Genomic DNA, 9,719 nt, shown 5'->3' with positions numbered 1-9,719 from the left:
ATATTTTCAATTACAGGGGTAGCGATTAGCGATAATTAATAAGGGCTAATGCTTGAGAGTTTAAACTGACTTTGCATTATTGCTTTACCATCAATATCTTTGAGCTGTAATGAAATTGACGGGTCGGCTTGTTGCCAGTCTATGCTTAAATCGCCGTAATTAACCTGGTGGGTAAAGTCCCCTATTCGGTGTGTGTTAGGGCTTACATTTTTCCATTTTTCGGTTAGGCCAGAACTGGTCATTTCTATTAGTGGGTAGTCAAGGTTATGCTTATACTGTGAAATTTAGCCCCAGTGGGTATCGCCGCTAATAATAACTACGCCGTTTACTTTATGCTTTTTGATCAGTGTAAATAAACGCTTTCGATCGTCGGGGAAATTAGCCCACGACTCCCACCCTGTAAAATCGGGAAGTAGCTGTAAGCTTGAGGCAATTAGCTTTATAGCCGCGGGCTTTTTAAGCTCTTGTTCAAGCCATTGCCACTGCGCCTCACCAAGCATTGACGCGCCTTTAACATTACTTGGGCTATACGGGCCTTGATTATTTAGTTTGCGCTTAGTGTCGTACTCCAACTTACTTACTGCGTTTAACGCATCTCGGTTCCAGCGCAAATCTGGCATAATCACCTGCACAGTTTGCTCACCTTCACCATAGGTATACGAGGTATAAATACCATCGGGGCGAGTGCGTCGTGGTGAGTTTGCAGGTTCTTGCCAAAAATCGAGCATAATTTGCCGCGACTCTTCTTTATACGGATACTCTTTACCTGCATCGTTTTGGCCATAATCGTGGTCATCCCACATAGCTATAATAGGCGTTTGCGCTTTTAGTGTTTTAAAACCGGGCTTTGCCCCTAAGCGCTGGTATTTATTAGCAAGTACGCTCATATTATTGGTATCGCCATAAATATTGTCGCCTAAAAATATAAATAAATCGCTCTGTTCTTTGTTTATGGCATCGAATATAGGAATGCTTTTATCTTGATGCCCGCACGAGCCAAATAATATTTTAGAGGGAGCACTCAAAGCACTAAAGCTAACAAGTAAGTTGGTTAATACTACCGCGGCTATTATTTTCATTTTAAAATCTCATTAATAGCCGGTGCCATATTGGCATTTATTTGCTTTGGGTTTTGCCCAAGCGCCTTTAACACTGTTGCGGCAATTTGCGTTTGTTTAAGCTCAGTAGCTGTTTTAACTAAGCCTTGGCCTTTTATGGCAGGGCCAATAGCGGCAAGCCAAATATGTTCGGAGCCTATAATGCCCTCGGGAAACTTATTTTCGCCTATATGCAGTGCTGCTAAGGCGCGTTTTGAACTGTGATGCTGCCAGTCGCTTGCGTTACTACCACGGCCATGATCTGTGGTAATAATGAGGGTAGTGTTATTTTTATAACCCGGTGTTGTTTGAATGGTATTCCATAAATCAGCTATAAAAGCATCACTTTGTTTTGCCGATTTTAAATACGCGTGGTAATCACCATCGTGAGCAAAGTCATCGGTCTCCCCTAAACTTATTACTAATAATTTTGGTTTTTTAGCTAACATATACGCCTTAGCAAACCGATAAGTAAAACTGTCTAATCGTACATTGCTCCAAGGGCTCGGAATTTCATTTTGCATGGCATTTAAAAGTGGCGCATTTTCAAATAAATCCTCCTCAATTGGCATAAATCCGGCGTTAACATATACCTTACTGCGCTCAGTATTAAGTATTGAAGGAAATACATCCCAGCTACCAAATAAGGCGGTGTTATTTTTAAACGCGGGTTGGTGCTCCAAACGCTCTAATATAGTGTGATTTGGGTTAGGGATTTTATCGTTACTATTAATACCTTCATCTACCTCACCGCTAAGTATTTCGTTATAACCGGGATACGAAAAATACCACGGGTTACTTACCGACATATTAGAGCCTTGCTCTCTATTACCCATTATTATCCCTTGCTTAGCCACAATCTGGGTAATAAACGGCATCAGCAGTTGTTGGCGTTTTGCAGAGCTGTTATGCCAAAACTCTGTATTTAGCTGCTCTGGCTTTTTAACAAAATCGGAATTATTAATAAGGTTTTTATCTGCACCACTAAACACCTCTTGCCAGCGCACACCGTCAAGCGTTACCAACACTACATTTTGATCAGCTGTTTGTACTGCCGCTGCAAAGTCGCTTGCTAGGGCAATTAAACTAAATGCACTTACTTTTAAAATCGTTTTCATATTGTTATCGGCCTATTTTTATAACAAAAAGCCCATTAGTAATGGGCTTAAAATAATTTACATTACGACTTAAAAATCTGCAGTAAAGGTAACCGCAGCAGTACGAGGCGCACCAATAAAGTAAGTAGCCCCATTACCTGTACCACCTGCTAAGTAGCTTTTATCAGTTATGTTATAAACCACAAACGAGAGATCAATGGCTTTAAACGGCCCTGCGTTTACATCGGTTGAGTAGCCGGCATTAAAGTCGAGTACCGTGTAGCCGTCTACTTTATTGCGTGCTCGCGTGCCTTCGTCTTGCCATGCACCTAAACGCTCACCTGTGTATTTAGCCGACAAACCAACACGAAAGCCGTCACTAAAGTAATCGGTAGATACAACCAATAAATCTTCCGATGTATCTATTAAACTATCGCCTTTTTTAAAGCTCGGCGCTGCAGTATTGCCATCATTATCTTGTAGTAATACACCTTGTGAGTCATATGCATTTGGATCATCAGACGAATATTCAGAGCTGCTATTGGTATACGACGAATAAACACTCCAGCTTGGTGTAAGCATATAACTAGCAGAAAGCTCTAACCCCTTAGAATCGATGCCCCCTACATTTATGTATGACCCATTAGTGCCAATAGTGTAGTCAATTCCGCCTGAATCACTGCCAGGTGCAATAAAGGTAATGCGGTTATCAAACTTAACGCTGTAGGCCGTTGCGCTAAGCGTTAATTTATCGGCTTGGTAGCGTACCCCAAAATCAATGTTTTTTGCTGTTTCTGGCTCTATTTCAGTCAGAGTTGAACTGTCGCGCTCTAGCACCCCGTCTTTAATTGCAGCAAAGTTTTCGCTGTAACTTGCAAATAATTCGGTATCGTTATTTAACTGATACAGCGCGCCGCCACTAAATAAAACATCAGAGTCGCTGTCTACTTTATCAGAGCTTTCGTTAGCAAAGTGGTCGTACTTTTGTAACTCAACTAAATACTGTTTAGCGCTAATATTTAAGGTTAAATCACCTAAGTTAATAGAGTCTTGGATGTACCATTTGAACGTATCCGTATCAAAGGTATTTTTGTACTGAGTCCAGTAAGGGGTGTTTTCAAAATGATGAAAAATACGTGCATCAATTACTTTGTGCCAATCACGCGACTCTTCTCGCTCGCTTTGCTCATACCAAAAACCAGCCTCAATATCGTGATCACCAAACGTCGCTTGATAGTTAGCGGTTACGCCTAAACGATCTTTTTTGTAATGGGTATGGCGATAAGACATTACGGGCGTTGCTGTATCGTCGTAACATGCCGGATTTAAATCAGGCCCCGACTCCCACGGCCAACTTAAACTTGCTGTACAGCCTGAGTTAGGTGCAAGTGGGTTACCCTCGCTATCAGCAAAACCATAAGAGCCAGCATTAGTACCGCCTTGTGTTGTTGGCTCGCCGTTTTCATCAACTGGGGTTGTTAAATATGGTGGGATCCAGTCACCACGCCCCGAGTTTTTATGATAATAAGGGCTGATCGTTAATAGTGATGTGGGCGAAATTGCATATTCAAACTTTAAATAACCTAAGGTATTTTCACGTAGCGTCCCCCAACCTTCGGCAAACATTTGATCAAAATGCGGAACCCCTGTCCAGTTCCACGTTAATTGATCCCAATTAGGTGTTTGCTCAAATTGTTCAATACTCACGCTGTTGTAGTTAGTTTCGCTTACATCGTCGTAAGATAAACGTCCGGTTAGGGTTAAATCGTTAAAATTAGATACAAACTTAAGCTCAGCATGTTGGTTGTCTTTACCGCCATTACTTCCCGAGCCAATCCAACGGCTGGTGTCGGTTTGCGAGTAGCTTACGTATGCTTGGGTATTATCAAAAACAGTGCCTGTTTCGTGCTTAATATAATAACGCGAGGCGTCGTGGCTGCCCGATGTATAGGCAAACGTAGTGCCTTTTTCGAGACTGGGGTCTTTACTTACAAAATTAAATGTACCGCCTAGCGCTTCCAGCGATGCCGATTTAATATCAGACGTACCTTGGCCTACTTCAACTGTAGCCAGGTTTTCGCTGTCTAGGTAACGGTTAGCTTTAGCGCCGCCACCGTAATTAGAGCCACCATTGGGTATGCCATCTACTGTCATCCCTAATTGCTGTTGGTTACCGTCAATACTAAAGCCACGCATTGTAATTGTGGTAGACCAATCGTCACCACCAAATGCATCACCTTCGTTTATGCTAATACCCGGTAAATTATCAATCACCGACAATATACTTGCTACCGAACTTTGTTGCTCAAGCATTGCAGGCTCAATAACGTTGTTAGCATAGCTGGTAGGCTTAGCAACTACGGTTATTTCCTCTATAGTCTTGTCGTTTGCATAAACAGATGTTGATACAGCCATGGCTATAGCCATGCTCAAAAGCGATTTGTTTTTTAAAGCGTACATTATTGTCCCATTTGATTCTAATTATAAAATGTAATTATGAAAGCGGGCACAGTCTAATTTTTAAGTATGACAACGAGGGGCAATTTTATTGACAAACAGGTTAAACAAATATGAGTTAATTATGGCAAACAAATGTATAAAAAAAGACACCTAACTTTGCAATTAGGTGCCTTATATTTAATTTAGTAAAAAGCGATTACTTAAGCTCAGCAAGCATTTCATCACTATAAGGTGTCACTTCTTCACCATTTTTAATTTTGCTAATGTAATCTGGGTTAGCAATAAGTGGGCGGCCAATGGCAATTAAATCAAATTTATTATCGTTGATCGCTTGTTTGGCAGTTTCAAAGCTGTAGCTACCTACACCGACTAAAGTACTTGCATAACCGGCACGTAAAAACTCAGAAATTGATTTACCTTGCAATGAATCAAAACGCATACTGTCGTCAAAAATACCGCCATGTAAATAGGCTAATTTGCGGTTTTCAAGCTCAGGCAATAAGTAGTCAAATACTGCTTTATCACGGTTATCTTCGCTCATATTAAAGTAGGCACCTGGTGTTAAACGCATAGCGGTACGCTCATTACCTACAACATCAATAACTGCATCAGTTACTTCGAGTGCAAAACGAGACATATTTTCTGGTGTTTGCCCATACTCGTCATCACGCTCATTGGCAGCATAATGTAAAAATTGGTCAATTAAATAGCCATTAGCACCATGAATTTCCACGCCGTCAAAACCTGCTTCCATCGCGTTTTCGGCTGCTTTTGCGTAATCGGCTACTAAGCTTTTAATATCATCTGTGGTTGCCGCTTTTGGCGTAATGTAAGTAAGCTCACGCATGCGCGGAACAGTCCCTTCTACACCAATTGCTGATGGCGCAAGTACATCGCCATCAAAAAAGTGTGGGTGAGCAACACGGCCAACATGCCAAAGCTGGGCAAATATTTTGCCGCCATTGGTATGTACTGCGTCGGTTACTTTTTTCCAGCCCTGAATTTGCTCACTAGTAAATAAACCCGGCGTATTAGGATAGCCTTGCGCGTCTGGGCGAATAATTGTCGCTTCGCTAATAATTAATCCTGTATCTGCACGGCGCGCGTAGTAGTCAACCATAGCTTGAGTTGGCACTAGGTTATCATCAGCCATACTGCGCGTTAACGGCGCCATTAATACGCGGTTTTTAAGCTCAATTGTGCTGTTTAATTTATACGGGGCAAGTAAATCAATCGACATTGTGGATCCTTTGTGTGGGAATGGCTAAGCACTAAATGCTCAACCTAAATAGCAAGTATGGTGTGTAAATGCGGCCATTTGGTAAACATTCAAGGGTATTTTTGAATGAACGCTCAAATTAATAATAAAACTTATACTTACAGAGCCGTAAATTAGATCTATATAGGGTAAATTAAATAATAACTTTTCACCACACTGTCATATAACTCGATATACTTACACTTAATACCAAGCCATAAACTTAGAGTAAGCAAATTATGACAACAGCAAATAACACAGAACAACACGACGTAATTTTAGGCCTTGGTGCCAAAAAACGACTCGCTTTTATGTTTGAAACCACACAGCAATTTAAACAAGTATGGATTTTAAACGATGACGATGGCTGCGTTATGCTCACCAACGAAGATGACGACTGCGTACCCGTATGGCCAACTCGCGAGTTTGCACAAGCATGGGCCACTGGCGAATGGGAAGGTTGTACGCCTAAAGCTATTCCCACACAAGATTGGATAAACCGCTGGACACCCGGCTTAGAAGACGACGACTTACTTATTGCCGTTTTTCCAACCGAAGACGACGACGGCACTATACTGTTTCCGGATGAGTTTGATACACAATTAAAAATGCCAAAGAAAAAGTATTAAGCACTTTCCCTCAAAACAGTAAAGCCATGCTCACAATAATGGTTTTACTGTTTTATACAGCCCCTTTGCACTTGCGGCCCTTATTAAATCCTCGCTTTATATTACTAAGCTATAAATTTCCGTCCAATTAAATCGCCCGCTAAATAGCATAATATTGTAACTATTAATGACCAACACGCCCTAAATATTAAAATAAAATATACATTTTAAATAATTATTAACTATATTTTTAAATACAATAAATTATGGTTTTTTTAATCGCTAACTTTTAGCCAAATAACGTCGGCAAACCGATTTAAAGCAATAGGAAAATGGTTTTTCAGGCGTATAATCCACACACTTTTATACCCTAGGGTCAAATTATGTTTACACTCCGTCTCATTACTATTTTAAGCGCTATCTTAGCGCTATTTGCTTGCTCTGAGCCAGTACCTGAACCAGCTAAACAAACAACCGCTAAAACCACTGCTGTTGAAAAAGCAACCAGCCAAAATGCAACTAGCATTACTACAAAAGCAACGGCCGAACCACAATCAGATATACAAAAAGCGCTAAGCAATGCGCCAGTAATTACTAACCTATCAGCAAGCCACCCAAACACCTTACCAACGCCAAATATTAACGATTTAGATAATAGCCCTGAATCTGATTTAATTCGTTACGGGCGTTTATTAGTTATCGATACCTACCGCCAATTACCCGAAAACGTTAATAACAAACTAAACTGTAGTTCTTGCCACCTAAACGAAGGCCGCGTAGCTAACGCAGCCCCTTATGTAGGTATGAACGTGGTTTATCCTAAGTTTCGTAGCCGTAATGCTAAAATAAACACTATTGAAGATCGTATTAATGGCTGTTTTCAACGCTCAATGAACGGCCAACCATTAATAACCGACTCTACACAAATGCAAGCTATGGTCAGCTACATGAACTTTTTATCGCAAGATATAAAAACGAAAGATGACTTAAAAAGTAATAATGGTTTTATAGCAATTAACAAAGACCTAGAGCCAAACACAGAAAATGGTAAAACATTGTATGCACAGCACTGTGCAAGCTGCCATCAAATGGACGCCAAAGGTTTATACCCTAGTGGCACTTATATGTTCCCAGCAGTAGCAGGCGATAACTCATTTAACGACGGCGCAGGTATGGCACGTACTTATACCGCAGCTGCATTTATAAAAGGCAACATGCCACTTGGCCAAGAAGGTATTTTAACTGACCAAGAAGCCGTTGATATTGCATTTTACTTTAGCCACCTAGCACGCCCAGCATTTGCCGCTAAAGCAAACGACTGGCCTGAAGGCGGCGCACCAAAAGACGTACGCCGTTAATAGTATTAACCACGGTTAAATAATAAAACCAAACAGCCAGTTGGATTAACCCACTGGCTTTTTAATAACATATATAATTTTATTACAGGCACAAAAAAGGACGTCATAAGACGTCCTGATATTGAATAATGGTGGAGGGAGAGGGATTCGAACCCTCGTTAGGGATTAACCTAAACACACTTTCCAGGCGTGCGCCTTCAGCCACTCAGCCATCCCTCCACGGCGTTGCTACATACTAGGTAGTGCAACAAGCGCGCTATAGTATGAAATAGCCGCCATAGGTGCAAGGCATTTTTAGTTTTGAGCTTTTAACTGCTCACTTATCATTCATATTTTTTATGCTGTGCACAAAAAACGGCTATGCGGGTGGCATAACCGTTTTTTAGGCGTTAACTTAACGTGCGTTTTTATATTCGTTAATTTTACTTTGCCATTGTGGCGGTAAAATCAAGCATGCGGTTAAGTGATTTAAGTGCGCCTTCGCGTAAGTCCATGTCAACAAACACTTCTTTACCTTTGGGGTCTATCAGAGCTTCTTCAATCGCTTTTAAGCCGTTCATTGCCATCCAAGGGCAATGCGCACATGTTTTACATGAAGCGCCTTCACCGGCTGTTGGAGCAGCAAAGAATTCTTTGTCTGGGCATAGTTGCTGCATTTTATAAAAAATACCGCGGTCAGTTGCTACAATAAACTTTTTGTTGCTCATTGTTTGCGCTGCTTTTATTAACTGGCTGGTTGAACCAACCGCATCAGCAAGGGCAACAATTTCCTCTGGCGACTCTGGATGTACGAGTACGCCCGCATCTGGGTGCAGCGCTTTCATGTCTTTTAGGGCTTTAGTTTTAAACTCGTCATGAACGATACATGCACCATTCCACATGATCATATCTGCGCCGGTATTCTTTTGAATATAGCTACCTAGGTGCTTGTCTGGGCCCCAAATTATTTTTTCACCTAGTTCGTCTAAGTGCTCAACAATTTCCAGTGCACACGATGAGGTTACAATCCAATCTGCACGCGCTTTTACTGCGGTAGAAGTATTTGCATACACTACTACTGTGCGGTCGGGGTGCTGATCGCAAAACGCTGAGAATTCATCTACCGGGCAACCTATGTCTAACGAACAAGTCGCTTCGAGCGTTGGCATAACCACGGTTTTGTTAGGCGTTAATATTTTTGCGGTTTCACCCATAAAACGCACACCCGCTACAATGATCATGTCGGCATCGTGGCGTGTACCAAAACGCGCCATTTCTAGCGAGTCGGCAACGCAGCCGCCGGTTTCTTCGGCTAGTGCTTGTATTTCAGGATCGGTATAGTAATGGGCAACTAATACGGCATTTTTTTCTTGCAGTAGTTGCTTTATACGTGCTTTGTATTCGCCTTGTTCGTTTTGTGTTAACGGTGCTGGCTTAGGAGGGAAAATATAGCCTTCAGGCATAATAGTTTGAGCTAGACTCATGTTCTCGACCACTTCATCTATATTGCATTAATTACGATGAATTATACGAGAATATAAAGCTAAATAACAGCTATCTGCTCAAGGTGTTTATAAATAAAAAGTTGAAGTTTTAAAAAGACGCTATTAAGAAGGGATTGTCTAAAAATGGTGGGGCATGATGGATTTGAACCATCGACCAATTGATTAAAAGTCAACTGCTCTACCAACTGAGCTAATGCCCCCCTTTGATGATTAATTAGCAAGGCTGCTAGTTAGTTGATTGCGTAAATCCGCCGACTAATACTTTACTTTCACTGCTCATAGAATGGTGGGGCATGATGGATTTGAACCATCGACCAATTGATTAAAAGTCAACTGCTCTACCAACTGAGCTAATGC

The 9,719-nt window shown here is 41.3% G+C and carries 6 protein-coding genes, 2 tRNA genes and 1 pseudogene; 2 read left to right on the top strand and 7 right to left on the bottom strand.

The genetic code is table 11. From position 1 onward, the window contains the following. Positions 1 to 35 precede the first annotated feature (35 nt). The 4 genes and pseudogenes from AAEZ22_RS04825 to AAEZ22_RS04810 form a co-directional block, all read right to left on the bottom strand. Positions 36 to 1,079, bottom strand: a pseudogene (locus AAEZ22_RS04825) (alkaline phosphatase D family protein). Next, entirely contained in the window at positions 1,076 to 2,215 is a 1,140-nt protein-coding gene (locus tag AAEZ22_RS04820; protein WP_352296374.1) for an alkaline phosphatase family protein, read from the bottom strand. Before AAEZ22_RS04820 ends, AAEZ22_RS04825 begins: the two are co-directional and overlap by 4 nt. A gap of 69 nt (positions 2,216 to 2,284) precedes the next feature. Beyond that, the gene (locus tag AAEZ22_RS04815; protein ID WP_352296372.1) at positions 2,285 to 4,654 is read right to left on the bottom strand and encodes a TonB-dependent receptor domain-containing protein; all 2,370 of its coding nucleotides are present in this window, start codon (positions 4,652 to 4,654) and stop codon (positions 2,285 to 2,287) included. Positions 4,655 to 4,850: 196 nt separating this feature from the next. Further along, positions 4,851 to 5,894: an alkene reductase gene (locus AAEZ22_RS04810; RefSeq protein WP_352296369.1), complete on the bottom strand. Its 1,044-nt coding sequence runs from the start codon at positions 5,892 to 5,894 to the stop codon at positions 4,851 to 4,853. A gap of 257 nt (positions 5,895 to 6,151) precedes the next feature. Here AAEZ22_RS04810 and AAEZ22_RS04805 point away from each other — a divergent pair, with 257 nt between their 5' ends. Together AAEZ22_RS04805 and AAEZ22_RS04800 are read left to right on the top strand one after the other, a co-directional pair. Further along, entirely contained in the window at positions 6,152 to 6,541 is a 390-nt protein-coding gene (locus tag AAEZ22_RS04805) for a DUF2750 domain-containing protein (RefSeq protein ID WP_011328538.1), read from the top strand. A 362-nt stretch (positions 6,542 to 6,903) separates the two neighbouring features. Further along, on the top strand, positions 6,904 to 7,878 hold the full coding sequence (locus AAEZ22_RS04800; protein ID WP_220488929.1) for a c-type cytochrome: 975 nt from the start codon (positions 6,904 to 6,906) through the stop codon (positions 7,876 to 7,878). Between the two features lie 129 nt (positions 7,879 to 8,007). Here the strand turns inward: AAEZ22_RS04800 and AAEZ22_RS04795 are convergent. The 3 genes from AAEZ22_RS04795 to AAEZ22_RS04785 all read right to left on the bottom strand — a co-directional run bounded on the left by AAEZ22_RS04795 (position 8,008) and on the right by AAEZ22_RS04785 (position 9,562). After that, a tRNA-Ser gene (locus AAEZ22_RS04795) sits at positions 8,008 to 8,097 on the bottom strand. Positions 8,098 to 8,300: 203 nt separating this feature from the next. Beyond that, entirely contained in the window at positions 8,301 to 9,341 is a 1,041-nt protein-coding gene (gene nadA, locus AAEZ22_RS04790; protein ID WP_058373665.1) for a quinolinate synthase NadA, read from the bottom strand. Positions 9,342 to 9,486: 145 nt separating this feature from the next. Further along, positions 9,487 to 9,562 (bottom strand) — tRNA-Lys (locus tag AAEZ22_RS04785). Positions 9,563 to 9,719 lie beyond the last annotated feature (157 nt).

This window comes from Pseudoalteromonas sp. 20-MNA-CIBAN-0454 (assembly GCF_040308685.1).
Lineage (GTDB): Bacteria > Pseudomonadota > Gammaproteobacteria > Enterobacterales > Alteromonadaceae > Pseudoalteromonas > Pseudoalteromonas nigrifaciens.
The sequence above is the reverse complement of the archived record's forward strand: the minus strand, read 5'-3'. Positions and strand labels throughout refer to the sequence as shown.